Below are 25,196 nucleotides of genomic sequence, written 5' to 3'. Positions count from 1 at the left end.
AGAAATAAAAAGGCGACCAGATGGTCGCCTTTTTTTAATCTTTCGATACTTCCAATATCGGATCAGCTAGGTTCGATAGTTAAAATTATAATTGTGACAGCCATAATGTAATGATAATCATCAGACATATAGTAAACCAAAGAAAAGTATTACTTCGATCGATACGAGCCAAAAAGCGCGCAAATTGAATAGGAAGCAACACTGCGAATACTGAAACTAAAAACACAGGAGCTGTGACGGCCCAAGTGACCAAATAATAAATGCTGAAGAATGCAATAAGTACCAGTGATATAGTACCACCTATAGCAAGAGGGTTTGATATCTCCGCAGTTTGAATATTGAATACCACAGCAATATCTTTAACAATTGTAAACAGAATTCTCGTTAATGGTGTATTAAAAACTAAATCAAACACCCCCATAATAAGAGGGCCAAAAACTATTAATAGATTATCTCTTACAAATTCAGTGACTGTTTTTTTGTGGTCAACAACCCATTTGATAGAGAACCATCCCATAAAGGCAAACACAAACAACCAAAATATAGGTTGATAGTTTGCTGAGTTTGGTTGAGATAATCTTTGAAGGATAAAAAGGGAGGCGAAAATCAGAATACTTAGCCAACCATATGCACGACGAAGATAGCGTAAACCATTTATAATACTGGAGTCCTCAAGATGATTATTTAGTTTTGAATAATTTTCTTCTAGTGCTGTTATAAATGCATCAATTTTTTTATTTTTCCTGACTTTTTCGCCAATCCAATAAATAGTTATCATTATAAGCAGCAGAGTGAGTGTTATTTTTAACATTAACCTAACGCCTCTTTTAAGTTATTAATGGATCGACAATGTAAATTTATTTAAGCTCATTTCTCACAGTGTAAATTAACCCTCATATGGTGGCATCTCTCTTCCATAAATTACACTTCCATCAAACATCTAATCACAAGGTCGTGAAGCAAATTGTTCAAATTGCTATAGCTATTGCTCACTCTGAAAGGCGAGATCCGACACTTCCTTTTTGAGATAGATGAATCCACTTGCTGAATTACGAATTTTATTTACCAAAGTAGCATCTTATTTAATGCATAAAAAGAGTATATAAAAGAGAAAATTAATGGGATTATAAATCTATTTAGATTGAGAACTTTAGTGACAGTAATAAAATCCTGCAATCTATGTGGGGTCTCGTTAGGGTGCTTTTCAAAAAATGCATTTAGTATTTTTCTCCTAAAAAACCTAATCACTATCCTTGACAAAAATAGAACAATAAAAACCCCTGGTAAAGCTTTAGATAAAAAAAGTGTTAGATTGTCTAGCGATTCCGAAAAGCAAATCACTGATATAGATGTAAACGTGATGATATATATTAGTGAAGATAATACCATTATTGATATAGCATCTTTCCTTGAACTTTCATCAGCCATCCTCTCCATAATTACTTGATATTTTTCAGGATCACTTTTTTTAATTTCTTCTAATTTAAAGAGATTGTTATTGTCTACTTCAGGCATTGGAAGTTGTATGATTATTATCAACCAAGAGAGCAGAATCGATGAAATTGAAACTAACAGCACAAACATGTTGAAATATTTTGATGATGATGGATTAACAGCTATATCATAAATTACAGCGAGTTGAATGAAAAACGAGCCTGCCAACAGGGTGAAAAAAAGCAACATTAATATTATAACAAAAGAAATCATTAAGAATAATGTAAAACTGTGCCAATATACATTCTTTTCCCTAGGATGGTTTGGCAGCCATTCAAAATACCCATCTACAAATTGAATGGAATAATACTTTCGGGTTGCTGCATCTGGGTACAGTTTTTTAATGCACTCATTTACCAAGGCATTCAAGTAATTTTGATATGCGCTATAGATCGCGGATATGGGAGAGGTAATAGCAGCCAGCAGCAGTAAAACTTCTTTGTAATTACTTAAATTTTTAAAACCATACCCAAAAAACTCAAATTCAGAATCATTAATGTTTTGAGCAGCATATAATGACAACATCAATAATGTATATATTAATCCCAATTTAAAAATCAACTGGGTAATAGCTTTTGATCTAACCGTCAATTCATTTATGTACTTTTCACCAAAGTACTGATGAAATACCTCATCAGCGCTTATTAATTTTGAAAAATCTTCAATCTTTCGAGATAATGGTGACTTCCATCTAACCTGACGTACTTTTAGGATTTCGCCATCGTTCAGATTCATATTATAAATAGCTCTCTTGTGCTTTTTGTCATTACCTTGGTGATAAGGCTGTTGATGTCCATGCTGAAAACATATGTTCTTTTTATGCTATAAATAATGAAGTTTTTGAAGCATGGTCGAAATAATTTCCATCTTATATCTACATAATCCTATTTGGTTCACACAAACAGTATCCCTTTCATCCGGAAATAGTTCACAGGCATCTTAACTCCCTTCTGCAGACAAAATAGTTACCGCACGGGGTTAGCTCCCAGCATGGAATCTGGGACACCCACATTTCTGAGCAAGTTATAGCGCTACAGAATCGTACGCTACCGCCCATGGATTACAGCTTCCAATATGCTCCCTTGACCCGCGCTAGCAGCAACCCATCGCAGCTCAACAGGTTCTGGATGGCTATGGTAGGCCAAACGAAATTGTCTAGGCGAGCCTTTAAATGACACACCCGTCAGAATCTCATCGTTTTTTGAACTGGATCAGCAAATGGATATGAAAGGAGCATATGTGGCTATTTCTATCGCCCCAAAAGATGGCTGTCCCTATCGGGGGAGGCTTTGTTATCTTGCCGGGTAGATCGGCTGGGGCGATAGGTACCCCTTATCTCATCTCAACAGGAGCAATCAGATGGCGTTAAAGGTGCGATCCCGCAGGGAGAAGGTGGGCAGCGGCCTTGGGCTGCTGCTCGGGATCATCGGTTTCAATCTGCTGGTGCCTTTTTTCTTTGAAAAGCAGGCGGGCTTTGATGGCAATCAGATGCTTTGGGCCGCCGTGACGGCGCTGGTCTGCGCCGAGCTGGGGGCCAGGATAGGCAAGTGGCTGGATCGCAGAGAGCTATCTTAGCGGGATTTCCCGAGTCACCCTGCAAATGGCTGTCACCTGGCCACGGGGCAGCAAAGCGTTCCGCTTTATTGCCCCTTATTGCCACACTTCCTGCCCCTTGGCATTGAGCAGGGTGTGAAACAGATAGTGATCGTCCCGATCGTAATAGACGGTGAGGGTGTGGCGCTGGGTGTAATCCGCCGCCACGCCAGCCACCGTCATGGGGATCAGCACCAGCTCCCCCAGCCCCATAGTCACGGCGCTCGCCGTGGCCTGGCCATTGCCGTCAGCGCGCTTGTGGATCTTGCCGAGCACGGTAAAGCGATCGCAACCCTGCACCTTATCCTCGGTCAGAAAGGCGGCCTGCTGGCAAAGCTGGGGCTCGCCCAGCTCGGCGCGAATGGTCGCGCGTGTCTCCCCCGATACCAGGGTGTTGCGAAAGCGCCCCGAGTAGTGATCGATAGCGGCGGCGCAACCGCTCAGCAGCCCGATCAGCAGCAGCGGTGTGAGCCGCAGACAGGCGGGCATCATGGACGGGCCTCGCCATCTGCAAGGGCAGCATCACCGCGCCGCTTGGGTTCGCTGCGATGCAAAAAGGTGGTCAGGGTATCCCGCGGGGGCGTGATGCCGCACTGCGCCAGAATGCGCCCGACAGCCCCCCTGTGATAGCCGCCGTGAGTCACCAGGTGCAGCAGCATTTCCTCGCGGCTCATCTGCCCCCTGTCGCCATCGACAAAGCGAAATGAAAGCGAGGTTTCACCCTCTTGCGGGCTCAAGGTAGCGACGTAATCCACCAGCCAGTTATCCAGTGCCGTGACCGAGCTGCCCAGCGCCGCCAGTGTCGGCGTGTCCGGGGTATTGGTGGCACTGAAACCGTGGGTCTCCCCCAGCAGATTGGCCTTAAAGATGGCATCGACCACATGGATATGGTTGAAGATCCGAAGGCAGGTGTGGTGGGCTTCGGCATATTGCTGCGCGTCCAGCGTGGCGATCGCATCCAGCAGCTCGCCATCGGCCCAACGCTTGTAGTGAAAGAGGGATTGCAGCGTCTTGTTGCTCATCGGTTCCTTGCCCCTATGTCTCCTTGAAGTGGGGCATGTTAGCCAAAATGGGTGCAATACGAAACCCGTTTTGCTGGCGATGTGCATCACTTCGACCCTCCCCTTGGCAGGGGGGAGTAAAGCCACTCCCGCCTGATCTTCGGTTGGCAAGGGAGGGTTCCTCGCCCTTGCGAAGGGGGAGGCTGAGAGGGGGCGAGGTAGCCCGGGTTGCGGCAAGGCTGGATCTGCGGGGGAAATCCTGAGATGGTGCGGGCACTTAGCCGGTTATCCACTTATCCAGTGATCGAGTGACAAGGAGTTCCCATGCGCATTGCCCTGATCGGCCTGGGTGATATCGCCCAGAAAGCCTATCTGCCGCTGATTGCCAGCGACGAGCGGGTGACACCGCTGCTCTGTACCCGGAGCCAGGACGTGCTCGGCAAGCTGGCCCGCCAGTACCGGATCCCCGAGTGTTTTACCGAGGTGGATGGGCTGCTCGCGAGCCGCCCGGACGCCGTGATGATCCATGCCGCTACTGCCGTTCACCGCGAGATTGCCGAGCAGTGCCTGCGCGCCGGTATCCCCACCTTTGTCGACAAACCGCTCTGCGACAACGCTGCCGAGGTGGAGGTGCTCGCCAATCTCGCTATCTCCCAAGATTGCCCGCTGTTTGTCGGCTTCAACCGCCGCTATCTGCCCGCCATGAGCGCGGCCCGGACAGATAATCAGTTGCTCACCGAGCTTAACTGGCAAAAGCATAGACACGCCCTGCCGGGGCTGCCGCGCCAATTCCTGTTCGACGACTGTATCCATGTGCTCGACAGCCTCTGCTTCTATGGCGGCGCTCCGAGCGGGGATCTGCATGCGGTGCTGCGGCGAAGTGCCCAGCAGCCCGAACTGCTGGCCGGGGTGAGCGTCGCCTGGCAAAGCGGGCAGACGGCGGTGAGCGGCAGCATGAACCGCAGCGCCGGTATCACGGAGGAGCGCATCGATGCCTATGGCGACAACCTCTCACTGCACCTTGAGAACTGCACCCGGGGCACGATTGCCCGAGACAAGACATTGCAGACCCTGGCGACGGACGACTGGCAGCCGGTGCTGGCCCAGCGGGGCTTCGTGGCGATGCTCGATCACTGGTATCGACAGATCGGGGTGGGCAAGGCCGATGGGGCACTCATCGAGAGCTATCTGCAGAGCCACCGACTGGCCGAGCGGTTGGTAGCGCTGGCGACTTGATCCTTCTCCTGCGCCTGTGGCACCTGATTGGGCGGGCCCGCACGGGTGAGGAAACGGGCAGACCACTGTACAAGATGGCGGATCCCTGCGCAGTCAGCCGGCGAGGGCGCCGCCGCGCGAGCCAAGCGGACGCTTGTTTGCTATCTTGGCGGCCATGAACTGCCTTCAGAGCAACAGAGTGTCATGAGCATTGTTTTGGGAATGGAGCCGGGCCACCGGCTCACGGGTGATGAGGCTGTGAGCCGTCCCCAGGCCAGCATGGCGAAGCGGCCATGAGCATTATTCTGGGGATAGACCCGGGTTCGCGCATCACAGGCTACGGCGTCATCCGCATAGTCGCAGGCAAAGCGGAGTATCTGGGCTCGGGCTGTATCCGCACCGACCTGGGCGAGCTGCCGTCGCGCCTCAAGCAGGTGTATGACGGGGTGAGCGAGATCATCACCCAGTTCAAACCGGACGAGTTCGCCATAGAGCGGGTCTTTATGGCCCGCAACGCGGATTCTGCCTTGAAGCTCGGCCAGGCTCGCGGCAGCGCCATCGTCGCGGCGGTCAATGCCCTGCTGCCGGTGAGCGAATACTCGGCGACCCAGATCAAGCAGGCTGTGGTGGGCACGGGCGGCGCGGCCAAGGAGCAGGTGCAGCACATGGTGACCCATCTGCTCAAGCTCTCGGCCACGCCCCAGGCGGATGCGGCGGATGCGCTCGGGGTGGCACTCTGCCACTTCCATACCCGCCAGAGCCTGATCAAGATGGCGGGGCGGGCCACCAGCTCGGTGCGCGGCCGTTATCGCTGAACCCTGCCGACGCTGACTGCGTCGGAGGAGCAATGTGAGAGGAGGGCGCCCGGGCGCCCTCCTTGTTTATCCGTTGCCGCTTGCCGCTCAGGTGCGCGCTGCGCTGTTGTTAAAAGCCTCAACAGAGTCACAAGTTGTCGTACCAGATGGCGGGACGCCATTCGAGGCTGGCTGGGGAGTGACGACAATCCTCTTGATGAATCAATCACTTGTGACCTTGATCACGTTTTATTGGCCGGCGGGCTCACTTCGCCTCGCCATGTCACGCTCCCATAATGTGGCGCCGTTTAATAACGGCGACCTCATGAGCCCTGGCTCATGTTCCATCCATCATTGGGAGAGTTGAGAGTGAAACCTTTTGCAGCTGAGTTTATGGGTACCTTCTGGCTGGTGTTGGGGGGCTGTGGCAGCGCAGTGCTGGCCGCCGCCTTCCCGAACGTGGGAATTGGCCTGTTGGGCGTGGCGCTGGCGTTCGGTCTGACTGTGCTGACCATGGCCTATGCCATAGGCCACATTTCAGGTTGTCACCTGAACCCTGCCGTGACCGTCGGGCTCTGGGCCGGTGGTCGTTTCCCTGCCTCCGGTGTGCTGCCCTACATAGTCGCTCAGGTATTGGGCGGGATTGCGGCTGCGGCCGTGCTCTATGTGATCGCCAGCGGTCAGGCCGGGTTTGACTTAAGCGCCGGTTTTGCCTCCAACGGCTATGGCGAGCACTCGCCGGGCGGCTACAGCCTGCTGGCAGCCCTGGTGTGCGAAGTGGTGATGACCGGTTTCTTCTTGTTCGTCATCATGGGCGCCACCGACAGCCGGGCCCCGGCCGGTTTTGCCCCCATCGCCATCGGTCTGTGCCTGACGCTCATTCACCTCATCAGCATTCCGGTGACCAATACCTCGGTCAACCCGGCGCGCAGCACTGGGGTTGCTCTGTTCGTGGGTGACTGGGCGCTCAGCCAGCTGTGGCTGTTCTGGGTTGCGCCCATCGTCGGTGCCATTCTGGGTGCATTGGCCTATCGCGTGATCGCCCCTAAAGCGTGATCCGTGACGAAAAAGTGTGGTATCGACACGCCCCCGGGCGTGTTTTTTCGTTTCAGGAGGATGGATTCAGAGGTTGTGCACGGGTTGGACAGGTACGGGGGGCGGGAGCTGGGGGGATTTCAGGCCAGGCTGCTGCGCCACGGGTGTGTGGTCACAGCCCCCGGGCGTTCAGCATCTCTTTATAGCGTTGATGCAACAGTTCCACCCGCTCCACATAGGCGCGGGTTTCGGCATAGGGCGGAATACCACCATGTTTTTGCACCGCGCCAGCCCCCGCATTGTAGGCTGCGGTCGCCAGCGCCACGTTGCCGCCATATTGCTTGAGCAGGCCTGCCAGGTATTTCACCCCGCCAAAGATATTCTGCTCGGCCATCAGGGCATCGCCGACCCCCAGCTCGCGCGCCGTGGCCGGCATCAGCTGGGTCAGCCCCATGGCCCCCTTGCGGGAGACCGCCAGCGGGTTGAAGGCGGATTCGGCGTGGATCAGCGCCCGGATGAGGGCGGGCTCCACCTGATAGGCCTTGGCCGCCGCCTGTATCGTGCTGGCGTAGTCGTAGAGGAAGAGGCCGGTGGTGCGCCAGTTGACCTTGGAGGCCGGGTCGCAGGCGTAGCAGTCGTTGAACAGCAGCAGCTCGTAGTGGCCCTGCTCCGGCATCATGTCGGAGTAGCGTATCACGCCGTTTTTCTGTACCGATTTGTAGACCTGGATCTGGCGTGTGCCGGGTGGCAGGCTGGCGGTCAACCGGGTGGGTTCGGGCTGTGCGCTGGGGACGGGTATTGTCTTGGGCGCCGCAAGGGGAACGGGGAGGGGAGCTTGCGCCTCTGTGGTCAGGATCACCACCTCGGCCGGCGGGGGAGTCTGGCTCCAGCCGGGCGGGGAAAACAGCGGGATCAATCCCATCAACATCCATGCTTTCAACGGCTTGCTCCCTTAGCCTCGTTAGCCTTGTTGAGTAAAGCATCATGGCGCCGGCAGAACAAGCGGCCGATGAGCACCGCGCCTGAAATAAACCGGAAGAAGAGGGGCCGCACAGTGGCGGCCCCTGTCGGGTGTCGCTTCCTTACTCTTGCAGCCAGAGCCGGGCGCTACGGGCGGGAATGGCGACCCGTACCCACTGGCTCTGCACATTGATCAGGGCGCTGCTGTCGAGCACGTCCCGGTAGTTGCGATACCAGTTCATCTCGAACTTGGCGGTATCGAGCCAGTACTCCTGCTCGTAGTCACATTTGTTGATGCCGACCAGCCCCAGCTTGCCGCGCTTGAACAGCACGAAGCAGTCGCCGCTGCCGACCAGCTGCATCGGCTGGCCCTGCACCCTATTGTGGAAGCGGATCATCCCCTTGAGGTCGCTGCGCTGATAGTAATCCTGCCAGCGCAGCCCATCCTTGGCCTGGGTCTCGCCGTGATCGGAATAGACCAGGGGCGAGCCGCCATCGCGACCGAGCAGATAGGCATAGGCCAGCTTCTCGTCGGTCTGGTTCAGGATCTGGTAGCGAAAGCCATCGTTGGTGGGAATGTCGTGGGTGATGGCGAAGGTGACGGCGCGGCTGCCCGGCAGGGCCTGGCCGTAGGCACCCGGATCCGCCAGCAGGTTCATGCTGCCGCCATAGCCGAGCGCCCCGCGCAGGGAGGCAAACAGCGGGAAGTCATAGGCGCCCTGACCGCTGCTGTCGAGATAGGGTTTGAGGAAGCGCTCGTAATCTGTGCTGCCGGCGCCCCCCGTGGTGATCACTTCGCCAAACACCTGCACGCCCTGTTTGATTTCGGGGGTGAACACGGCGTTGATTTGGTAATCACTCATGTGCTTGACCGCATCGACCCGAAAACCCTTGATCCCCATCCCTTTGAGCGCCTTGAGGTAGGCCTGCTGCTGGCTCACCACCCAGTTGTTGGGATCAAGATCAGGCAGCCCCTTGTCACCGGCGCCGCCGCACAGGCGCCAGTACTGGACGTGGCCCGGATCGCTCCAGTCGGTGATGCAGCCTTCGGGGTGAAAATCCGATCCCGCCAAGAAGTTCTGGCCCAGATCACCAAACAGCTTCTGGCGCTCGAAGTAGGCGGGGTTGGCCGCATACTGGCCGAGCAGCTCGCTGCCGGGGTAGTTGAGGTCCTGGCGCTTCCAGCTCTCGTTAGCCATGTGGTTGAGCACCACGTCCGCATAGACGGCGATACCCCGCGCCTGCATGGCGGCGATCAGCTGCTCGAGATCCTGCTTGTTGCCAAGGGGGGTGTCGATGAGGCGCAGATCCTGCGGTTGATAGCGTGCCCACCACTCGTTGCCCGATGACTTGAGGGGCGGCGAGATGAGCACCTGCTTGTAGCCGGCGGCCTTGATGAGATCGGCCTTGGCGGTGACTTCACTGTATTTCCAGTTGAAGGCGTGCAGTATGACGTCGGCGTGCGCCAAGGGGGCGATCAGCATGCCTGCGACCACCCAGATTCCCGCTGTTTTTTTCATTATTGTCAGTCCTTGTTTGGGTGCCCAGATGGGCACCCAGAGCCTCACATTGGCCCTCCGGGCCGGCAATCTCCTTTTGGCCGTTTTGTGAGCGTTTTCAAAGGGGCGTATACGGATCTGTGACGGCGGCATAAAACCGTTGAGCCCTTGTTATTACTGACTTTTTCATCATTTTATCGGTTGACTTAAAACTCAGTCGAGGCCGTTGTTGTAGAGCGGCTGCCAGGCGCAGTGGCGCTGGCCATTGCGCTGGTTGTAAAGCCAGAAGCGGTTGCAGTTGTCGTCGTAGTTGCTGGTGCCGACGTTGACGGCATAGCTGCTCAGGCGTTGCCCTTGCAGGGACTGGAATACCCCGTTGTAGAGCAGGGAAAAGTGCAGGTGCGGGCCCGTGGAGGATCCGCCCTCGCACAGGGCCTCGTTGCGATTGCTGGCGTAGGTGCCGATGGGGGTGTCGGCGGCCACGTAGTCGCCGCTGCGCACCGAGATACCGCTCATGTGGTAATAGTTGGTGGCCCAACCATTGGGGGCCGTGATCCGCAGCTGGCAGCGGGAGAAGACGGTGACAGTCCCGCTGTTGGCGGCGGTGACCGTATAGGTGGTGCCGCCCCAGCCCGGCCAGTCATAGGAGACGTCGATGGAGGAGTAGGGGTAGCCCGAGCCGGAATGGGAGTGAGCCCCGTTCACCTTCCAGCTGTAGCCCTGGCGCCAGGGCAGCTGGAACTGGCCACCGGCCAGTCTGGCCGAGGGGGCGGCGGCCTCTCCCTTGGGCGAGATCATAGTCTCCTTGCCAAACAGGGTCTGCCACTGCTCGCTCAGCTGCTGCCGCTCGTGCGGGCCAAGCAGGCTGGCCAGGGCGGCCTGATGCGCGGCAAGCGGGGGCAGGGCGGGTGAGCTGCGCGGGCTCAGCCGCAACTGGGCCTGGGCCTGATAGAAGCGCTCCGACAGTTGGCGGGCCATCTGCTCGAGCTGGTTATCGAATCCCCGGGCCTTGACCCGCTTGGCGAAGGGGGCCGCCATGGCCTGCTCCGAGGGGGCCGAGATGAGCTGGCTGCTCGCCTCCATCAGGGCCAGCAGCAGCTGGGGGTTGAGACTGGTGATGCCGCTCCAGTGCAGGATCACCTCCTCCTTGGGCAGCAGGTGGGGCGCCTGTTGCAGCAGAAAGTCGTGCAGATCGAACGCCATGGCCGCCTCGCCAAACACGAAGTGGGCCTCGTCCAGCGGTATTGTGATGGCGTCAGTGGCGTTGAGCTGCTGCCGGGTGAAGTGGTAGGGAGCAAGCGGGGTGTGGATGTCGCCAGCCCAGCTGGTGGTGGGGAACAAGGCCAGCATCAACAGTGAGGGAATGGGTCTGAACATGGTATCTCCTTGGCAAAGTGGTGAGGTGTCAGCGTGGGAGTGAGCCCACTCAGGCAACGACAGCGCGACGCTATACCGAGGTTTCACCATAGGGTGGCCGGCCAAAAATGCTATTCGATTGAGGCTTTTTTCTGCAAAGGGTGGTTCATATCAATTGTTAACAAATGTTTACAAAACAAGTTTCTGATGCTAAATCAGCCATTTGTTAACGATTGAGCTGTGCCTCGCCGTAAAATCCAGCGGATCGCACAAGCAGTGCCCGAGCGGGGGATAGCGTGATAGGATTGCCCCGGGTTCCTGTGGCCAGTTGTCTGTTGAAAAGTGCGCAAGCGGGGGCTGTTACTGGCTTTTTTGTTACTAAAAGGCATGATATCTTGCTGGTTAATCTGGTCGGATCTCTTGCCGATCTGCGACTGAATGTTGAGGACTGGGCCGAGTGGCCAAGGATGGAACGGGTGTGATAAGCAAGCGGGCGATGGAGCTCACGTTCGAAGAGTACTGTGATGCGGATCTTTCCCTGATCAGGGACTACTACGAAACCACTTTCTCCCATTATGTGCCGGATCTGGCCGAGCGTATCTTTGTGGTGCGCGACGCTCACTGGCTGGTGGGCGCCGTGCGTCTGCGCGACGAACAGGATTACTACCACCTGTGCGGCTTTCGCCTGCTGCCCCATTACCAGTCATTGGGACTGGGTTCCCGGCTGTTGCAGCACGCCTGCAACGATCTGCTGGACAAGCCGGTGGTGTGCCAGGCATTGCCGTTCGAGAAGCCGTTTTACCTCAAAGCCGGTTTTGCCGACCTGCCCCTGCACGAGCTGGATGGCCCGCTCTTCTCCCTCTATGACCAGCAGCGCGAACAGGGTTACCAGATCGAGCTGCTGGTGCGTCAGGCCAAGGCCCCCGTCTATAACTGACGGGTCACTGGGGCTTGGTCAGCAGGTGGATCTTGCCCGGTGACAGTTCAAGCCCCAGTAGATTCTCTTTCAGCCAGGCCTGATTCGGATCCTTGTCGTTGAGACGATAGACAGGTTGGGTCTCCAGCCGTTTCTCCATGCTCTGTAGCAGCATGCCGAGCATGAAGCCGAACTTCTGCTGTGCCGCCTCCGGCTCCAGCTTGTACTCAATCAACTTCATGTTATCGAGAAAGAGTGCGCTCTGGGCCTTGTCGTAGCGTGGTCTGGCCTCGTAGGTCATGTTCAGGCGCGCGTCGTATTCGGTCTTGTCCGGCAGAGCGATTTTCAGCTTGCCCTTGCCATAGACGCGGGCGGTATCCGGACTCTGGCGCCCGATCTGGACGTCGCTCTGCTCGAGCTGAACATGGGCCTTGATGATGCCGGGCAGCTCCAGCTGTTTGTTCACTTGCACCTGGGATTGCAGGTACTGGTTTATCTGTTGCTCATTGATGTCATATGAGCCTTGACCTAGCATGGCCAGACTGAGCAGCATAGATTGCAAGATCATGCTAACGACCTGATAGAATGGATGTGTTTGACAGCATACCATCCTGGCCCCGTGGGGTCTGCCCACCGCATTTCATCCTGATGTACTAAGGAGTCCTCTTGATCAATGGTTTGGAGCACGACATCCAGCTGCTGTTTTCCCAGTTCCTTGGTTGGCTGCTGTTGCTATTTCATACCGTGATCGTGACGGGGATCTCCCTGCGGGTGGTGATGAAGCGGCGCCCCATCGGGGTCTCGCTCGCCTGGCTGGCGCTCATCTATGCCATCCCGTTTGCCGGGGTCGGCTTCTATGTGCTGTTTGGCGAGATCCGGCTCGGTCGCCGTCGTGCCGAACGGGCTCAAGCCATGTATCGCCCTTACGCCATCTGGATCCGCCAGTTGGCCCGCCTCTTCCCCCAGCACTGCTGCGAGGTGGGCAGCAAGGCACAACCCCTACACGATCTTATTCAGGGTCGGCTGGCCATGCCCATGCTCTCCGGCAACCGGATGACGCTGTTGAGCAAGCCGGAAGCCATCCTGCGCGAGATAGTGCGCGACATCCGCCAATCCTCCCAGTCCTGCTATCTGGAGTTCTACATCTGGCACCCGGGTGGCGATGCCGACGAAGTGTGCGAAGCGCTGATGGAGGTAGCGGCGCGCGGCGTGGATTGTCGTCTGCTGCTCGACTCCATGGGCAGCAAGACTTTCTTCCGCTCGCCCTGGCCTAAAAAGTTGCGCAAGGCGGGGGTCAAGCTGGTCGAGGTGCTGCCGGTCGGTGCCTGGCGCATCCCGTTCCAGCGCCAGGATCTGCGCATGCACCGCAAGCTGGTGGTGATCGATGACAGGGTTGGCTACACCGGCTCCATGAACATGGTGGATCCCCGCTTCTTCAAGCAGAACGCCGGGGTCGGCCAGTGGGTCGACATCATGATCCGGGTGCAGGGACCCATGGTGCCGCTGATGTGGTCCATCTTCGTCTGGGATTGGGAGATGGAGACCGGCGAGCGGCTGCTCGACAGCCTGCAGCACGAGCCGGAGGCCTGGCCTCAGAGCAACTATCGGGCCCAGCTCATTCCGTCCGGCCCCTTCGTCGGCGGTGACTGCATCCAACAGAGCCTGCTGCTGGCCATCTATCAGGCCCGTCACCATCTGGTGCTGACCACCCCCTACTTCGTGCCGGACGATCCGCTGGCGGCGGCGCTCTCCTCGGCGGCGGCGCGCGGGGTGCAGGTGCAACTGGTGTTGCCCGCCCGCAACGATTCCCTGATGGCCAACCATGCCTGCAACGCCTTCATGGAGGAGCTGCTGGGGGCCGGGGTCGAGGTCTACCGCTACGATGCCGGACTGCTGCACACCAAGAGTGTGCTGGTGGATGACGACTTTGCGCTGGTGGGCACGGTGAACCTGGACAGACGCAGCCTGTGGCTCAACTTCGAGGTGACCCTGCTCATCGACAACCCGGTTTTTGTCGCCGAGATGACCCAGCTGGTACAGGGCTACATGATAGAGGCCACCCCCATGTCGCTGGCCAAGTGGCGCGCCCGCCCCTGGTACAAGAAGGTGATGGAGAACATCTTCTATCTGTTCAGTCCCTTGTTGTGACATGACTTAATTGCCTCCGATGCCGATTTGGACTTGCTTCGCCCCGATATGGCCCCGTAGAGTGCGGCAATGAGCCTTTGGAGAATCATATAAAGATGAAGAAGCGAGTAGCGCTAGCCGTCGGTGCGGCTTTGATGGTGGGTGGGCTGGGTGCCTGCTGGTACACGGGCAATACCTTCGATCGCATCATGGCCGAGCAGATTGCCAAGGTGAAGCAGGAGAGCGGCGTCGAGATGACCTGGCTGCCAGGTTCCCGCAACCTGTTCACCCGCGATGGCGTGCTGAAGGTGGTGGTCACGCCACAGACCCTGGCCAGCCTGGATGGTCAGCTGGAAGGGAGCGAACCGGTTGAGGCGCAGTTCATCGTCAACAGTCGCATTCTGCCGCTCTATATCAAGAGCAACATGCTGCTCGATACCAAACAGGGCTCGCTGGCCCCTGTGTTCAGCACGTTCAAGATGGAGCAGTGGCAATTTGGCATCGAGTCCATCAGCAGCCTGTGGACCGCCAGTAACAGCAGCCGCTTCTGGGCCAACGAATTCAAGGTCAAACAGGGGCTCAACGAGTTCAGTTTCCTGCCGATGAAGGGCGACTATCACGGCGATCTGGAAGGCAATGGTCACGTCACCTTCAACTGGCAGGGCATGACGTTGCACGAAGAGCAGAGCAAGATGGACATGGTGCTGGCTGAGCTCAAGGGCAGCGCCGACATGGCCAAGATCAGCGGGATCTGGCTATCTCCCCGCAGTGACATGACCCTCTCTGCATTGTCGGTGCAACTGCCGGACAGCGCCAAGGTGTCACTGCAGGGGTTGACCACCGAGACCCAGCTGGTGGGGGATGATGCCCAGACGCTGTCCAGCAGCTATCAGATGAAGGTGAACACCCTCAATCTGGAGAACGAGACTGACAGCCTGGCGCTGACCCAGAGCAAGCTGGCCCTGAATCTCAAAGGACTGGATCTGGAAGGCTATCAGGCGCTGCAGGCCTCCAGTGGCCAGGGGGTGGAAGATCAAGCCATCCAGCAGGCGCTGGACAAGCTGCTCAAGCGCGGCGCCACACTGGAGCTGGTGGACTTGAGCGCCCAGCTCAACGGCGAGCCTGTCTCCATGAAGGGGGACGTCAAGCTGGCGGCCACCTCGCTGGAACAGCTGTTCAATCGCGAACAGGGAATGCACGCCCTCTCCGGCCTGCTGCACGCCAACCTCAGCGACAAGCTGGGCAAGGCAGTACCGCAACTGGCTCCCATGCTGGAGCAGTTTGCCGCCATGGGCTATCTCAAGGCGGACAAGGCCCAGCTGACCGCCGAGCTGAAGCTCGACAAGGGTGCCATGACCATCAATGGTCTGCCGCTGTAAGCCGAGTGCAACAACAGGCAATGCAGAAACAACAAAGGCTCCCGCGGGAGCCTTTGTTGTTTCTGGCGTGGTGCCAGAGGCGGGTTACTTGAACACCACCGTCTTGTTGCCGTAGACGAACACCCGCTCGTTGAGTACCAGCTCCAGCGCCCGGCTCAGCACGGATTTTTCCACGTCGCGGCCGGCCCTTGCCATGTCGTCGGCGCTGAAAGCGTGGCCGACATGGATCACGTCCTGCTCGACGATGGGGCCCTCATCCAGATCGTCGGTGACGAAGTGGGCGGTGGCGCCGATCAGCTTGACGCCGCGATCGAACGCCTGGCGGTAGGGACGGGCACCGATGAAGGCTGGCAGGAAGGAGTGGTGTATGTTGAGGATCTTGCGCGGATAGGCCTCGACGAAGCTCGGGGTCAGCACCCGCATGTACTTGGCCAGGATCACGTAGTCGGGCTGGTAGCCGTCGATGATGGCGCGTACCTGCTCTTCGTGCTCGGTGCGGCTCAGATCCTCGTGGCTGACGGTGTGGAACGGAATGTCGAACTTGCCGGTCAGTTCGGCGAGGGTGTCGTAGTTGCCGATCACCGCCACTATGTCCATGTCCAGCGCGCCGGCGTAGTTCTTCATCAGGATGTCGCCGAGGCAGTGGGTCTCCTTGGTCACCAGGATAACGATGCGCTTCTTGCCCGCCTTGACCAGACGGCGCTGGGCACCGGCGGGCAGGGCATCATCCAGATCCGCCAGCAGGGTCTCGTCATTGAAACGCCCCTCCAGCTCGGTGCGCATGAAGAAGCGGCCGTTTTCGTGATCCACGAACTCGTCGTTCTTGTTGATGTTGAGCTGGTGCTTGTAGCAGATGTTGGTGATCTTGGCGATGAGGCCCTTGGCGTCCGGACAGTCCGTCAGCAGTATTTTTTTTTCCATCTCTGTCATGATTCCGTTTGTGGTGTTGGCGCCTGAGTCTGCGCAGGCTGCGCGTTTTTTCAGGCACTATGCCATAAACAAAATCAGAAAAGACAGTGCGCCGTGCGTGCGTGAGCCAAGTCGCGGGCTGCGGGGGCTGGTCGGTTCGATATTCATCATCGATGGGTTTTGGGCTGGTATCCTGCGTTTTTTTTCTTTAGTCTGTCTGCGCTTATTCTCAGGGCGGGGTGAAATTCCCCACCGGCGGTATCCCGATCTGACTCGGGGAGCCCGCGAGCGCCCGACCTTGTAACCAGGGTCGGGGTCAGCAGATCCGGTGAGATGCCGGAGCCGACGGTCATAGTCCGGATGAAAGAGGATAAGACAGATATTGCAGGCATGGCCCCCGTTGGGCTGGCCGCTGCATACCTATCTCTGTCTGCCTTTCCATGCCCTGATTCTGGTCCTTGTCTTGTTTAGGAGTCTTACCATGAATCAGTCTCTACTCAGTGAATTCGGTGATCCCCTTGCTCGCGTCGAAGCGGCGTTGGCGGCCCTGCGGGCCGGTCGTGGCGTATTGGTGGCCGACGATGAAGATCGGGAGAACGAAGGCGACCTTATCTTCGCCGCGCAATCCATGACCAATGAACAGATGGCCATGATGATCCGCGAGTGCTCCGGCATCGTCTGCCTCTGTCTGACCGACGAGCGTGTCCGCCAGCTTGAGTTGCCCATGATGGTGGAGGCAAATTCCAGCCACTATCAGACCGCCTTCACCGTCACCATAGAGGCGGCTCAAGGCGTGACCACGGGGGTTTCTGCCGCCGATCGCGTCACCACCATTCGCGCGGCCATCGCCGATGGTGCCAAGCCCTCAGATCTGCATCGCCCAGGCCATGTTTTCCCGCTGCGGGCTCGTACCGGCGGTGTGCTGACCCGTCGCGGTCACACCGAAGCCACAGTCGATCTGATGCAGCTGGCCGGCCTCAAGCCCTTTGGGGTCTTGTGTGAACTGACCAAGGAAGATGGATCCATGGCCCGTCTGCCTGACCTGATTGCCTTTGGTCGCCGGCATCAGATGCCTGTGCTGACCATCGAAGATCTGGTGCAATATCGTCAATTGTTGTCAGAGCGTTCAGCCTGAGCCTCATACGAAATTGTAATAAGCCCAAAATTTGGTTACGCTCTGTGCGAACCTCATCCAGAGGCACTCGTTTTTGCTTAAAGTTTGCACATAAAGTGTGCAACTAAAAAAAAATGAGGGTTTTAATGCATTTATCTGTGATGGGGCCTATCCAAAGTATGATTCTTTTGTGCCATAATCACGCCGCTTGCTAAACGTCTGGCGAGTTAAAGGGAGCTTTTAAAAATGAAAAAATTGTTGTTGGTAGGTGTTGTTGGTCTGTCCGCTCTGCTGGGCGGTTGTGCAAACACCAGCGAACTGGAAACCTCCGTTCAGAATCTGTCTAACAAAGTTGACCAACTGGCTCAAGATGTTAGCGCAGTTCGTGCTGATCAATCCAAGATCGCTGCTGATGTTGCAGAAGCCAAGCAAGAAGCTATGCGTGCTAACCAGCGCATCGACAACATGGCTACTTCCTACAAGAAGTAATCCATGCGAAAAAATGGCGCATTCATGCGCCATTTTTTTTTGCCTGAAATTCGTCAATTCCCCGCACTTCATCACTATTCTCCCGCCTTGCCAAGGCAATGCCGAACCCTCGGCATCACCCCGGTTTTTAATCATTTCATCATTCAGTAGAGCAGGCTGTAGAGCTTGCGGCGGTAGCTTTGTGCCGCCGGATGGGTACCCATGGTGGTCAGAATGTCGAGATAGGTCTTCTTGGCATCGCCAAAAGCCAGGTCGCGCTTGAGAATGGTAAACAGCAAGGCCAACGCCTCTTCCTGTCGACCCGCCTGGTTGTATTGCACCGCCAGCTCCTGGGTCAGAGTGAAATTGTCAGGCTCCTGCTCGTGACGCGCCTCCAGCGCCCGCAGTTCCGGGCTGTCTGCGGCCTGCAGTGCCAGCGCCAGCCGGGAACTCAGAGTCTGATAGTGGTCATCCTGCGCGATCATGGGGATCTTGCCGAGTCGTTCCTGCGCTTCGTCCAGCAGATTGAGATCCAGCGCCGCCTGAATGAGCCACAGGCTGATGTCGTGGCGCTCCGGTGCCAGCTGGTGAGCCTTGGTGAGATGGGTATAGGCCACATCGGCCTGGCCGTCTGTCAGCGCCTGCTGCGCCTTCTCGAACAGCAGTTCCTCCTCCTTGGGGGCGAAGGCGGCAAAGTAGTGGCGCAGGGTGGCTTCGTCCTGCGGCCCTTCCAGAATGGCCTGCTCGTCCGGGCGACCCTGATGGAACAATACCAGTGCGGGCAGAGCGCGCAGGCCGAGCTGGCCAGCCAGCGGTTGCAGCTGAGGATCGTTCATGTCGACCCTGGCCAGGGTCACCTGGGGGTTGGCCGGGCCAACCAGTGACTCCACCAGCGGGGTCATCTCCTGACACTCGGGCATCTGGGGGGCGTGAAAATAGATGACGACCGGCTTTTTCATGGAAGCATCGATCAGTGCGGCTTGGAAATTCTGGGGATTGATGTCGACGATCATGAGGCTGACTCTTGGAAAATGGTGTGAGTTAACATGGGGTTGATGGGGGTGAATTTCAAGTTGTCATCCAGCAGCCAGCCGTTGACGGCCAGGGTCGGGGCGGCGAGGCTGAGCCAGCCGCCGCCAAGGGGCCAATCCTGTACCCGATAGTCGTGCTCATCGAGCCGGTTGTCGAGCCGCCACCCCTGCTGCGGCACAAAACATACCTTGTCGAGCCCGGCGGCAATGCCGGCACCATGGGCCTTCAGCACAGCCTCCTTGCGTGACCAGAGTCGATAGAAGGCGCTGTCTTGCTCATGTTCCGGCAGGGCGGCCAGCCACTCATATTCGCTGCTTGCATAGAAACGCTTGGCCAGTGGCAGGGGCTGGCGGCGACGCTGGCCCATTTCGATATCTACCCCAAGGGGCCCCTTTGCACAAAGCGCGATCACCAGCCAGTCGCCGCTGTGGCTGAGATTGAACTGCCAGCGCTGGTCGCACAACTCGGGTTTGCCGTGGGGATTGGTGCCAAACAGCAGTTCACTGGCCTGACATTGCAGGCGATCGGCCAGCAGGCACCTGAGCAACACACGGCTGATCAGGAACTCCTGGCGGCGTCCCGGGTGGTGGATCTCCTGCCACTGTTGCCGCTCTGCCGAGGAGAGTGCGTCCGGCAGTCGAGCCAACTGGTCGGCGCTGACATTTGCCGGTTTTAACAAATAGAGATCCACTGAGAACATAATTTTTCACTTTAAAAGAGGGATGAAACAGCGATAAAAGTCAGTTTGATCGAGCAAGGACGGTCGCTTTCGAGATTGTATATTGTTTGGCCATGATCACATTAATCATGAAAAATAATGCATTTCCTTGCAGAAATGTGATGTCGATAGGGATTTTCGCTTGCCTCGATAGGATTCTTGGATATAGTCGGGTGCTGTTGCCTTATAAATTGCCCTTCCGGGCCGTATTTTAACAAGTTTTACTATTTTGCGGGGATAAAGGATTGCGCCACCTGATGCTACTGCTGGTCGCGCTCGGAATGGTGGGTTGTGCCTCGGCACCCCAGCCCGAGGTCGCGAGCAAGATTGAAGTTTCCATGATGGAACCCATTATTGAACCGGAAGCTTCGCAAACACCCGATGTGAATGAAATCCTGACAGTATATAAAGAGTGGCGTGGCGTCCCTTACCGCATGGGAGGCAGCAGCCAGCGAGGCATAGATTGCTCCGCTTTTGCCCGTGAAGTGTTCCGCAATGCCGTCGGTGTCGAATTACCCCGTGACACTCGCTCCCAAGTCCATGAAGGCACTCGTGTTTCCAAGCAAGATCTGGTCGAAGGAGACCTGGTGTTCTTCAAGATCAATCGTCGTCTCAATCATGTTGGTATCTACGTAGGCAATGGCGAATTCATCCACGCCTCGACCAGTGCCGGGGTAACGCGCTCCAAGCTGGATAGCTCCTATTGGCGCAGCAAGTTCTGGCAAGCACGCCGGATCGACATCTGAGTCAGGCTGGACAAACAGCTCGCAGTACGAACTGTTTTTCCAACCTCACTTGAACCGGGCTCCTGAAGCCCGGTTTTTTGTGGCCGCAATTTAGACTTTACGGGGCCAAATCACTATAGTGTGGGCCCGTTTTCCCTCGGCAGGCCCAGCATGAAGACCCACTCCGATCGCAAATCCGGATTGCATCCACGCAATCGCCATCAGGCTCCCTATGATTTCGATGCGCTTTGCCAGCGAACCCCCGAGCTGCGACCCTTCGTATTCGTCAACGAGCACGGTACCCAGACCCTGGATTTTGCCGAACCGGCCGCCGTCAAGGCGCTGAACAAGGCCTTGCTGGCCCTGCATTACGGCATCCAGCATTGGGATCTGCCGGCGGGTTATCTCTGCCCACCGATCCCGGGACGGGTGGACTACCTGCATCGGGTGGCGGATTTGTTGGCCGAGAGTGCGGGACGCGTACCGACCGGCAAGGGGGTCCGGGTGCTGGATATTGGTGTGGGGGCGAACTGCATCTACCCGCTGTTGGGGGCTCGCGAGTATGGTTGGCGTTTCATCGGCTCCGATATCGATCCGGTATCGGTCAAGGCGGCGAACCTGTTGGCCAGGAGCAACGGGCTGGGCGGACAGATCGAGTGCCGCCATCAAGGCAATGCCAAACACGTCTTTCGCGGCATCATAAGCCCGCAGGAGCGCTTCGCCCTGACCCTGTGCAATCCGCCATTCCATGGATCGCTCGATGAGGCCAGCAAGGGCAGCGAGCGCAAGCTGCGCAATCTGGGCAAAACCGTGAAGGGTGCGCCCGTGCTCAATTTCGGCGGCCAGAAGGCAGAGCTCTGGTGCGAAGGAGGTGAAGCCGCGTTTCTCGCCACCATGATTGCCCAGAGCAAGGAGTTTGCAAACCAGTGCCTCTGGTTCAGCTCGCTGGTGTCAAAGAAGGAAAACCTGCCGGCCGCAAAGAGGGCGCTGACCCAGGTTGGGGCCCGTCAGGTGCGGGTGATCGACATGGCGCAGGGCAACAAGGTGAGCCGGATCCTGGCCTGGTGTTTTCGGGATGAGGCTGCCTGTGGGCAGTGGTGGCAACCGGCACAGCGTGACGACGACTGACGGGGCAAGCAGGGTATAAACAGCGGCACTCAGACGGTGTGGCCGCTGTTTCGGGCCCTGATTTACGCGGCGCTCCTTGCCGGTTGACGCGCCATAACAATCGTTTTCCCCCTTGTGCCATCAGGCTTGTAACCAGTAAGTTAGTGACCACTTCTCTCCATGGTACAGCTGTACGCTGAGATTTTTTTGCACTTGCAGTTGAAACTTTCATAAAATAGGACTGGTTAGACCTCTTTACAGGCTTTGAATCGAATAGGGATCGGTAGATGAAAGTTGTCGATTTTCTGAAGCGCAAGCGCGAAATTTTGGCGCAGCACCCCTTTGAGCTCAAGGATTGGCTCTCTCCGGCGATCCGCGACTACTGGCGTGAGTTTCAGCAAAAGGCACACCTCCACCCTCTGCTGGGTCGAGTGCTGGACCTGCAAGCTGACAGTCAGTCCGTGCAGCGGCAAGCGGGCTCGGCGCAGGTTGCCAACGGTCAGTCCCTGCAGGCTGATGAGCCGTCAGTCGAGCTCAGTGGTGAGGCTGCGGCTCTGTTTGCCACTCTGCAGCCCAGCATAGGCGCGGAGACCCACGTGGGGGAATGGTTGCTGGTCCGTCAGCAGATGATCAATGAGTTTGCCGCCGTGACCGGCGACAATCAGTGGATCCACACAGACCCTGAGCGTGCCGCTGCCGAGTCGCCGTTCAAGACCACCATAGCCCATGGTTTTCTGACTCTGGCGCTGTTGCCGCGGCTGACGGGCAGTATCAACGAGGCGACGCCCGAGTTTCCGAACGCCCGTATGGTGGTAAACTTCGGGTTGGATCAGGTGCGTTTCCCGTATCCTATCAAGGTGGACAGCAATATCCGCGCACGCACCAAGCTGCTGCGAGTGACGCCCATCAAGGGGGGGCTTGAGCTGCTCAAGGAGATCAAGGTCGAGATTGAAGGCATTCGTCGCCCCGGCTGTGTCATTGAATCTGTCACCCGGATCTACTTCTGATGCCGTGAAGACCATTACCCTTGTGGCATGAATCGTATTGAAACAAAGCAGGCTCGCCTCGGTGAGCCTGCTTTGTTTATGGCAGTTGTACTGCTTTGTAGCTCAGCCATTCGCTCATGAATGGCTTGCCCCGATGATTAGAAGCTGGCCCCAAGGCTTATCAGGTGGCGCCACTCCTTGTCAGCCAGTTGTTGGTGGAAGCCCTGATAGTCCAGCCAGGCATCTTCCCAATCCAACTCGCTTGACCAGGAAAGGCGCAAATGGTCGTTGAAGTAGTAACGAACTCCCAGACTTCCCTGCACGGATTGCTCACGGGTCAGGTAAGCGGAGGGTTGGGAAAGATATTTCTTGTAGTTCCCTTTGCTGAACAACTCTATGTTTTCTGACCACAAGGAGATCGGCTGGCGGTAATCCCAGCCGAGGTTGAGAAGGGGATAATTGATGATCCTGTCATGGAATATGTCTGCGATGACAAAATTGTCCCAGTAACCCGGCCTGAAATAGGCGCGTTCCAGACCCGCCTGGGAGATAAGCTCAAGGCGGTGTTTCTTGTCGTTCCAGAACCTGTACCCCGGGCCCGAGGCATAACCCAGATCCAGATACTCTGCATCGAGCATCTGATATTCATAGTCGATGGAGGAGCGTACGAACCAGTTCTGGTCAAAGAAGAAGTCCAGCATGGGTTTGAGCCGATACTCATGGCTGTTGGTGACGTTGTTGGCGGTTTCGTAGATATATTCCCCATCCAGGCTGTATCGCCAGTCGAGGTTGGCAAGCTCGGTGGCGGCTTTCAGGTTGACGTTGTTGGTCTGCTTGTCGCTGTGCTTGAGCTTCACGTTCAGGTCGCTGTTGCCTGTCCACAGCCAGGCTTTTTTATCATCCGGGGTGAGTGCGAGCAGAGTGATACCCGTCTTCACTGTCGGTTTCGGTTTGTCCTGTTTTTCCAGACGCCAACGTTTGACTGCCTCGCGCTTGACCGTGATCGGCGAGCTGTAAGGGAGTGCGATGCGTACCTGCTCATCACCTATCTCTTCTATGGTGCCGGTCAGCCGGTCACCGTTGTCCATCCAAAGGATGTCGGCCAGTGCCAGCGGGCTGAGCAACAGGGTGAGCAAGAACCAGACGCGGTTTCTCATGGAAGATCCTTCATGAACACAGGGTTGCCGTTAACCACTGACGGGGCGTGGAATACCATTCTTATGGTTCAGCGCGTTGGCCACCTTGTCAGCATCGACCTCGGGCATGGCGATAAAGGTTTCCACCTCGGCTGAGAGGATCAGGGGGGCGCCTTGTTCCAGCTCCAGCTCAGTGCGGGATAGGGGGGAGTGGACCTCCAGCCAGTGGTGGCCATCGGGCTCGCTGGCGGTTTTGACCGGCTGGTTGATCACCCGTACCTGAGTGCCGAGGGGAACTATGTTGAACAGGGCCTCGATATCATCGGGGCGCAGGCGAATGCAGCCCGCGCTGACCCTCAATCCGACACCAAACTCCTTGTTGGTACCGTGAATGAGGTAGTCCTGCTTGCCGTAACCGAGACGCATGGCGAACTTGCCGAGGGGATTGTCCGGACCTGGCGGCACGACAGCAGGCAGGGTTATCCCCTTCTGTTCCAGCCAGGATTTGCGCACCATGGGGCCGGGTACCCAGGTCGGGTTGGGGTTCTTGGCGATCACCGTCGTGGTCATCTCCGGGGTCTCCCGCCCTATGTCGCCGATACCGATGGGCAAGACGATCACCTCATTTTTCCCCTTGGGGAAGTAGTAAAGGCGCAGTTCGGGCAGGTTGATGACAATGCCCTCTCTTGGTACATCCGGCAGCAACATCTGGGTCGGCAGGGTCAAGCGCGTACCCGGTTTGGGTAAATAGGGGTCCACTCCGGGATTTGCCTCGAGCAGTGCCAAAAAGCCAATCTGGGTGTGTTTGCCGATCAGTTCAAGGTGTTCATTCTGCTGGACTATGTAGTCCTCGAGCTCGCCGATCAAACGGCTGTCTGCCGGTGGCAAGGAATAGGCCGTGGCCCAGATTGACGCGCTCCAGAGGCTGGTTGTCATCAGCAGCAGTGAGGCGATTTGTGCATTGAACATGGTACTTCCTGTCAAATGGCGTGAGGGCCGGTCACTGCCCGCCCTGAAAAGAGAGGTGAAATTGTTAACCAATCCACTCCTGATTACCAGTCCGTCCCACAAGGGCTACAGAAGGGTCTTGTCACGAAGAAGGGGCCTTTTGACGGCTTCTTACACCTTTTTAATACAGTGCCGGATAATCTTGGATGAACCCCATTGGTAATGGGGCATGCCACAACCTGCAAACCAGTGAGCCGAGCGGTGGCGCATCATCATACTCACCTGGCTTGTGCTTGGTTCGGACTCTGTGCTCTGCGATAAAAGCGCCATTGAAGTGCCATTGAAGTGCCATTGCTGGTCGATGGTAAAAATGGCGATCCTTGCCTGTTTTATAGACAGTTGGTTGATCTTTAAAGAGATTCAGGTTGATTTACCAGACCGGGTTCGGTAAGAATGAAGCCCATGGAGAGATGCCGGAGTGGCCGAACGGGATTGACTCGAAATCAATTGTGGTAGCAATACCACCCAGGGTTCGAATCCCTGTCTCTCCGCCACATACCAAGCCCAACCAATTAAATTGGTTGGGCTTTTTGTTTTAGTGGTTTTCCTGGTATGCCATTGGGTGCTGGCTGCGATCTCTTTGGACTGCTTTGGACTCCTTGTTGGGTTTATCCTCTGCACGTT

25 protein-coding genes, 1 tRNA gene and 1 riboswitch are annotated in these 25,196 nt (G+C 56.6%); of the genes, 13 read left to right on the top strand and 13 right to left on the bottom strand.

Features of this window, described 5'->3' with window-relative positions; translation table 11 throughout:
* Positions 1 to 85 precede the first annotated feature (85 nt).
* Together ACW5XD_RS13110 and ACW5XD_RS13105 are read right to left on the bottom strand one after the other, a co-directional pair.
* Positions 86 to 811: a hypothetical protein gene (locus ACW5XD_RS13110; RefSeq protein ID WP_275908483.1), complete on the bottom strand. Its 726-nt coding sequence runs from the start codon at positions 809 to 811 to the stop codon at positions 86 to 88.
* Positions 812 to 1,062: 251 nt separating this feature from the next.
* Entirely contained in the window at positions 1,063 to 2,229 is a 1,167-nt protein-coding gene (locus tag ACW5XD_RS13105) for a hypothetical protein (RefSeq protein ID WP_429064049.1), read from the bottom strand.
* A 624-nt stretch (positions 2,230 to 2,853) separates the two neighbouring features.
* Here ACW5XD_RS13105 and ACW5XD_RS13100 point away from each other — a divergent pair.
* Positions 2,854 to 3,069, top strand: coding sequence for a hypothetical protein (locus tag ACW5XD_RS13100; protein ID WP_456495262.1), 216 nt, complete (start codon positions 2,854 to 2,856; stop codon positions 3,067 to 3,069).
* Between the two features lie 75 nt (positions 3,070 to 3,144).
* Here ACW5XD_RS13100 and ACW5XD_RS13095 read toward each other — a convergent pair whose 3' ends face one another.
* Both ACW5XD_RS13095 and ACW5XD_RS13090 read right to left on the bottom strand, forming a co-directional pair.
* Entirely contained in the window at positions 3,145 to 3,579 is a 435-nt protein-coding gene (locus tag ACW5XD_RS13095) for a hypothetical protein (RefSeq protein ID WP_456495261.1), read from the bottom strand.
* Entirely contained in the window at positions 3,576 to 4,109 is a 534-nt protein-coding gene (locus tag ACW5XD_RS13090; RefSeq protein WP_456495260.1) for a DinB family protein, read from the bottom strand. The genes ACW5XD_RS13095 and ACW5XD_RS13090 overlap by 4 nt, the downstream gene beginning before the upstream one ends.
* A gap of 303 nt (positions 4,110 to 4,412) precedes the next feature.
* On the opposite strand from ACW5XD_RS13090, the gene ACW5XD_RS13085 reads away from it, so the two are divergent.
* The 3 genes from ACW5XD_RS13085 (at position 4,413) to aqpZ (ending at position 7,153) form a co-directional block, all read left to right on the top strand.
* A complete protein-coding gene (locus tag ACW5XD_RS13085; protein ID WP_456495259.1) occupies positions 4,413 to 5,324 on the top strand; it encodes a Gfo/Idh/MocA family protein in 912 nt (303 codons plus the stop codon).
* A gap of 272 nt (positions 5,325 to 5,596) precedes the next feature.
* A complete protein-coding gene (gene ruvC / locus ACW5XD_RS13080; protein WP_043134627.1) occupies positions 5,597 to 6,118 on the top strand; it encodes a crossover junction endodeoxyribonuclease RuvC in 522 nt (173 codons plus the stop codon).
* 348 nt (positions 6,119 to 6,466) lie between these two features.
* Positions 6,467 to 7,153 (top strand): aquaporin Z, encoded by a 687-nt coding sequence (gene aqpZ, locus ACW5XD_RS13075; protein WP_456495258.1) that lies wholly within the window; start codon positions 6,467 to 6,469, stop codon positions 7,151 to 7,153.
* A gap of 151 nt (positions 7,154 to 7,304) precedes the next feature.
* Here aqpZ and ACW5XD_RS13070 read toward each other — a convergent pair whose 3' ends face one another.
* From ACW5XD_RS13070 to ACW5XD_RS13060, 3 genes are all read right to left on the bottom strand, one after another.
* On the bottom strand, positions 7,305 to 8,060 hold the full coding sequence (locus tag ACW5XD_RS13070) for a lytic transglycosylase domain-containing protein (protein ID WP_456495329.1): 756 nt from the start codon (positions 8,058 to 8,060) through the stop codon (positions 7,305 to 7,307).
* A gap of 154 nt (positions 8,061 to 8,214) precedes the next feature.
* A complete protein-coding gene (locus ACW5XD_RS13065; RefSeq protein WP_456495257.1) occupies positions 8,215 to 9,612 on the bottom strand; it encodes an alpha-amylase family protein in 1,398 nt (465 codons plus the stop codon).
* Positions 9,613 to 9,804: 192 nt separating this feature from the next.
* Positions 9,805 to 10,968 carry a M23 family metallopeptidase gene (locus ACW5XD_RS13060; RefSeq protein WP_456495256.1) on the bottom strand — a complete coding sequence of 388 codons (1,164 nt, stop codon included), beginning with the start codon at positions 10,966 to 10,968 and terminating at the stop codon, positions 9,805 to 9,807.
* 475 nt (positions 10,969 to 11,443) lie between these two features.
* On the opposite strand from ACW5XD_RS13060, the gene ACW5XD_RS13055 reads away from it, so the two are divergent.
* A complete protein-coding gene (locus tag ACW5XD_RS13055) occupies positions 11,444 to 11,884 on the top strand; it encodes a GNAT family N-acetyltransferase (protein WP_456495328.1) in 441 nt (146 codons plus the stop codon).
* Positions 11,885 to 11,888: 4 nt separating this feature from the next.
* Here the strand turns inward: ACW5XD_RS13055 and ACW5XD_RS13050 are convergent, their stop codons facing one another.
* Positions 11,889 to 12,431, bottom strand: coding sequence for a DUF1439 domain-containing protein (locus ACW5XD_RS13050; RefSeq protein WP_456495255.1), 543 nt, complete (start codon positions 12,429 to 12,431; stop codon positions 11,889 to 11,891).
* Between the two features lie 98 nt (positions 12,432 to 12,529).
* Here ACW5XD_RS13050 and cls point away from each other — a divergent pair, with 98 nt between their 5' ends.
* Both cls and ACW5XD_RS13040 read left to right on the top strand, forming a co-directional pair.
* Positions 12,530 to 14,011 carry a cardiolipin synthase gene (cls, locus tag ACW5XD_RS13045; protein ID WP_456495254.1) on the top strand — a complete coding sequence of 494 codons (1,482 nt, stop codon included), beginning with the start codon at positions 12,530 to 12,532 and terminating at the stop codon, positions 14,009 to 14,011.
* Positions 14,012 to 14,106: 95 nt separating this feature from the next.
* Positions 14,107 to 15,369, top strand: a complete 1,263-nt coding sequence (locus ACW5XD_RS13040) for a DUF945 family protein (protein ID WP_456495253.1) — start codon at positions 14,107 to 14,109, stop codon at positions 15,367 to 15,369.
* 84 nt (positions 15,370 to 15,453) lie between these two features.
* Here the strand turns inward: ACW5XD_RS13040 and purU are convergent, their stop codons facing one another.
* Positions 15,454 to 16,290 (bottom strand): formyltetrahydrofolate deformylase, encoded by an 837-nt coding sequence (purU, locus tag ACW5XD_RS13035; RefSeq protein ID WP_043134635.1) that lies wholly within the window; start codon positions 16,288 to 16,290, stop codon positions 15,454 to 15,456.
* A gap of 209 nt (positions 16,291 to 16,499) precedes the next feature.
* A riboswitch (FMN riboswitch) is annotated at positions 16,500 to 16,654 on the top strand.
* Positions 16,655 to 16,759: 105 nt separating this feature from the next.
* Here purU and ribB point away from each other — a divergent pair.
* Positions 16,760 to 17,413 (top strand): 3,4-dihydroxy-2-butanone-4-phosphate synthase, encoded by a 654-nt coding sequence (gene ribB / locus ACW5XD_RS13030; RefSeq protein ID WP_456495252.1) that lies wholly within the window; start codon positions 16,760 to 16,762, stop codon positions 17,411 to 17,413.
* A gap of 225 nt (positions 17,414 to 17,638) precedes the next feature.
* Positions 17,639 to 17,881 (top strand): Lpp/OprI family alanine-zipper lipoprotein, encoded by a 243-nt coding sequence (locus ACW5XD_RS13025; protein WP_005334342.1) that lies wholly within the window; start codon positions 17,639 to 17,641, stop codon positions 17,879 to 17,881.
* Between the two features lie 143 nt (positions 17,882 to 18,024).
* On the opposite strand, the gene ACW5XD_RS13020 is transcribed toward ACW5XD_RS13025, so the two are convergent.
* Together ACW5XD_RS13020 and ACW5XD_RS13015 are read right to left on the bottom strand one after the other, a co-directional pair.
* On the bottom strand, positions 18,025 to 18,873 hold the full coding sequence (locus ACW5XD_RS13020) for a tetratricopeptide repeat protein (protein ID WP_456495251.1): 849 nt from the start codon (positions 18,871 to 18,873) through the stop codon (positions 18,025 to 18,027).
* A complete protein-coding gene (locus ACW5XD_RS13015; protein WP_456495250.1) occupies positions 18,870 to 19,592 on the bottom strand; it encodes a 4'-phosphopantetheinyl transferase family protein in 723 nt (240 codons plus the stop codon). Before ACW5XD_RS13015 ends, ACW5XD_RS13020 begins: the two co-directional genes overlap by 4 nt.
* Before the next feature lie 275 nt (positions 19,593 to 19,867).
* Between ACW5XD_RS13015 and ACW5XD_RS13010 the strand changes: the two genes are divergently transcribed.
* The 3 genes from ACW5XD_RS13010 to ACW5XD_RS13000 all read left to right on the top strand — a co-directional run bounded on the left by ACW5XD_RS13010 (position 19,868) and on the right by ACW5XD_RS13000 (position 22,449).
* Complete coding sequence (locus tag ACW5XD_RS13010) at positions 19,868 to 20,356, top strand: C40 family peptidase (protein ID WP_456495249.1); 489 nt, start codon at positions 19,868 to 19,870, stop codon at positions 20,354 to 20,356.
* A 150-nt stretch (positions 20,357 to 20,506) separates the two neighbouring features.
* On the top strand, positions 20,507 to 21,463 hold the full coding sequence (rlmF, locus tag ACW5XD_RS13005) for a 23S rRNA (adenine(1618)-N(6))-methyltransferase RlmF (protein WP_456495248.1): 957 nt from the start codon (positions 20,507 to 20,509) through the stop codon (positions 21,461 to 21,463).
* A gap of 266 nt (positions 21,464 to 21,729) precedes the next feature.
* On the top strand, positions 21,730 to 22,449 hold the full coding sequence (locus tag ACW5XD_RS13000; protein ID WP_456495247.1) for a MaoC family dehydratase: 720 nt from the start codon (positions 21,730 to 21,732) through the stop codon (positions 22,447 to 22,449).
* Between the two features lie 137 nt (positions 22,450 to 22,586).
* On the opposite strand, the gene ACW5XD_RS12995 is transcribed toward ACW5XD_RS13000, so the two are convergent.
* Positions 22,587 to 23,585: a DUF481 domain-containing protein gene (locus ACW5XD_RS12995; protein WP_456495246.1), complete on the bottom strand. Its 999-nt coding sequence runs from the start codon at positions 23,583 to 23,585 to the stop codon at positions 22,587 to 22,589.
* Positions 23,586 to 23,615: 30 nt separating this feature from the next.
* Positions 23,616 to 24,533, bottom strand: coding sequence for a L,D-transpeptidase family protein (locus ACW5XD_RS12990; protein ID WP_456495245.1), 918 nt, complete (start codon positions 24,531 to 24,533; stop codon positions 23,616 to 23,618).
* A 443-nt stretch (positions 24,534 to 24,976) separates the two neighbouring features.
* On the opposite strand from ACW5XD_RS12990, the gene ACW5XD_RS12985 reads away from it, so the two are divergent.
* A tRNA-Ser gene (locus ACW5XD_RS12985) sits at positions 24,977 to 25,066 on the top strand.
* The last annotated feature ends 130 nt before the right edge of the window (positions 25,067 to 25,196 follow it).

Source organism: Aeromonas enterica (assembly GCF_054052465.1).
This window is presented reverse-complemented; position numbering and strand designations above follow the sequence as displayed.

Bases quoted from the DNA above. Each gene is read 5' to 3' on its own strand.
- ribB (WP_456495252.1), top strand. From the start codon at position 16,760: ATGAATCAGTCTCTACTCAGTGAATTCGGTGATCCCCTTGCTCGCGTC.
- ACW5XD_RS13105 (WP_429064049.1), bottom strand. From the start codon at position 2,229: ATGAATCTGAACGATGGCGAAATCCTAAAAGTACGTCAGGTTAGATGG.
- ACW5XD_RS13060 (WP_456495256.1), bottom strand. From the start codon at position 10,968: ATGTTCAGACCCATTCCCTCACTGTTGATGCTGGCCTTGTTCCCCACC.
- purU (WP_043134635.1), bottom strand. From the start codon at position 16,290: ATGGAAAAAAAAATACTGCTGACGGACTGTCCGGACGCCAAGGGCCTC.
- ACW5XD_RS13000 (WP_456495247.1), top strand. From the start codon at position 21,730: ATGAAAGTTGTCGATTTTCTGAAGCGCAAGCGCGAAATTTTGGCGCAG.
- ACW5XD_RS13065 (WP_456495257.1), bottom strand. From the start codon at position 9,612: ATGAAAAAAACAGCGGGAATCTGGGTGGTCGCAGGCATGCTGATCGCC.
- ACW5XD_RS13040 (WP_456495253.1), top strand. From the start codon at position 14,107: ATGAAGAAGCGAGTAGCGCTAGCCGTCGGTGCGGCTTTGATGGTGGGT.
- ACW5XD_RS13015 (WP_456495250.1), bottom strand. From the start codon at position 19,592: ATGTTCTCAGTGGATCTCTATTTGTTAAAACCGGCAAATGTCAGCGCC.
- ACW5XD_RS13085 (WP_456495259.1), top strand. From the start codon at position 4,413: ATGCGCATTGCCCTGATCGGCCTGGGTGATATCGCCCAGAAAGCCTAT.
- ACW5XD_RS13070 (WP_456495329.1), bottom strand. From the start codon at position 8,060: ATGTTGATGGGATTGATCCCGCTGTTTTCCCCGCCCGGCTGGAGCCAG.
- ACW5XD_RS13010 (WP_456495249.1), top strand. From the start codon at position 19,868: ATGCTACTGCTGGTCGCGCTCGGAATGGTGGGTTGTGCCTCGGCACCC.
- ACW5XD_RS13025 (WP_005334342.1), top strand. From the start codon at position 17,639: ATGAAAAAATTGTTGTTGGTAGGTGTTGTTGGTCTGTCCGCTCTGCTG.
- ACW5XD_RS13100 (WP_456495262.1), top strand. From the start codon at position 2,854: ATGGCGTTAAAGGTGCGATCCCGCAGGGAGAAGGTGGGCAGCGGCCTT.
- ACW5XD_RS12995 (WP_456495246.1), bottom strand. From the start codon at position 23,585: ATGAGAAACCGCGTCTGGTTCTTGCTCACCCTGTTGCTCAGCCCGCTG.
- ACW5XD_RS12990 (WP_456495245.1), bottom strand. From the start codon at position 24,533: ATGTTCAATGCACAAATCGCCTCACTGCTGCTGATGACAACCAGCCTC.
- ACW5XD_RS13055 (WP_456495328.1), top strand. From the start codon at position 11,444: ATGGAGCTCACGTTCGAAGAGTACTGTGATGCGGATCTTTCCCTGATC.
- ACW5XD_RS13050 (WP_456495255.1), bottom strand. From the start codon at position 12,431: ATGATCTTGCAATCTATGCTGCTCAGTCTGGCCATGCTAGGTCAAGGC.
- ACW5XD_RS13090 (WP_456495260.1), bottom strand. From the start codon at position 4,109: ATGAGCAACAAGACGCTGCAATCCCTCTTTCACTACAAGCGTTGGGCC.
- ruvC (WP_043134627.1), top strand. From the start codon at position 5,597: ATGAGCATTATTCTGGGGATAGACCCGGGTTCGCGCATCACAGGCTAC.
- ACW5XD_RS13095 (WP_456495261.1), bottom strand. From the start codon at position 3,579: ATGATGCCCGCCTGTCTGCGGCTCACACCGCTGCTGCTGATCGGGCTG.
- ACW5XD_RS13110 (WP_275908483.1), bottom strand. From the start codon at position 811: ATGTTAAAAATAACACTCACTCTGCTGCTTATAATGATAACTATTTAT.
- rlmF (WP_456495248.1), top strand. From the start codon at position 20,507: ATGAAGACCCACTCCGATCGCAAATCCGGATTGCATCCACGCAATCGC.
- ACW5XD_RS13020 (WP_456495251.1), bottom strand. From the start codon at position 18,873: ATGATCGTCGACATCAATCCCCAGAATTTCCAAGCCGCACTGATCGAT.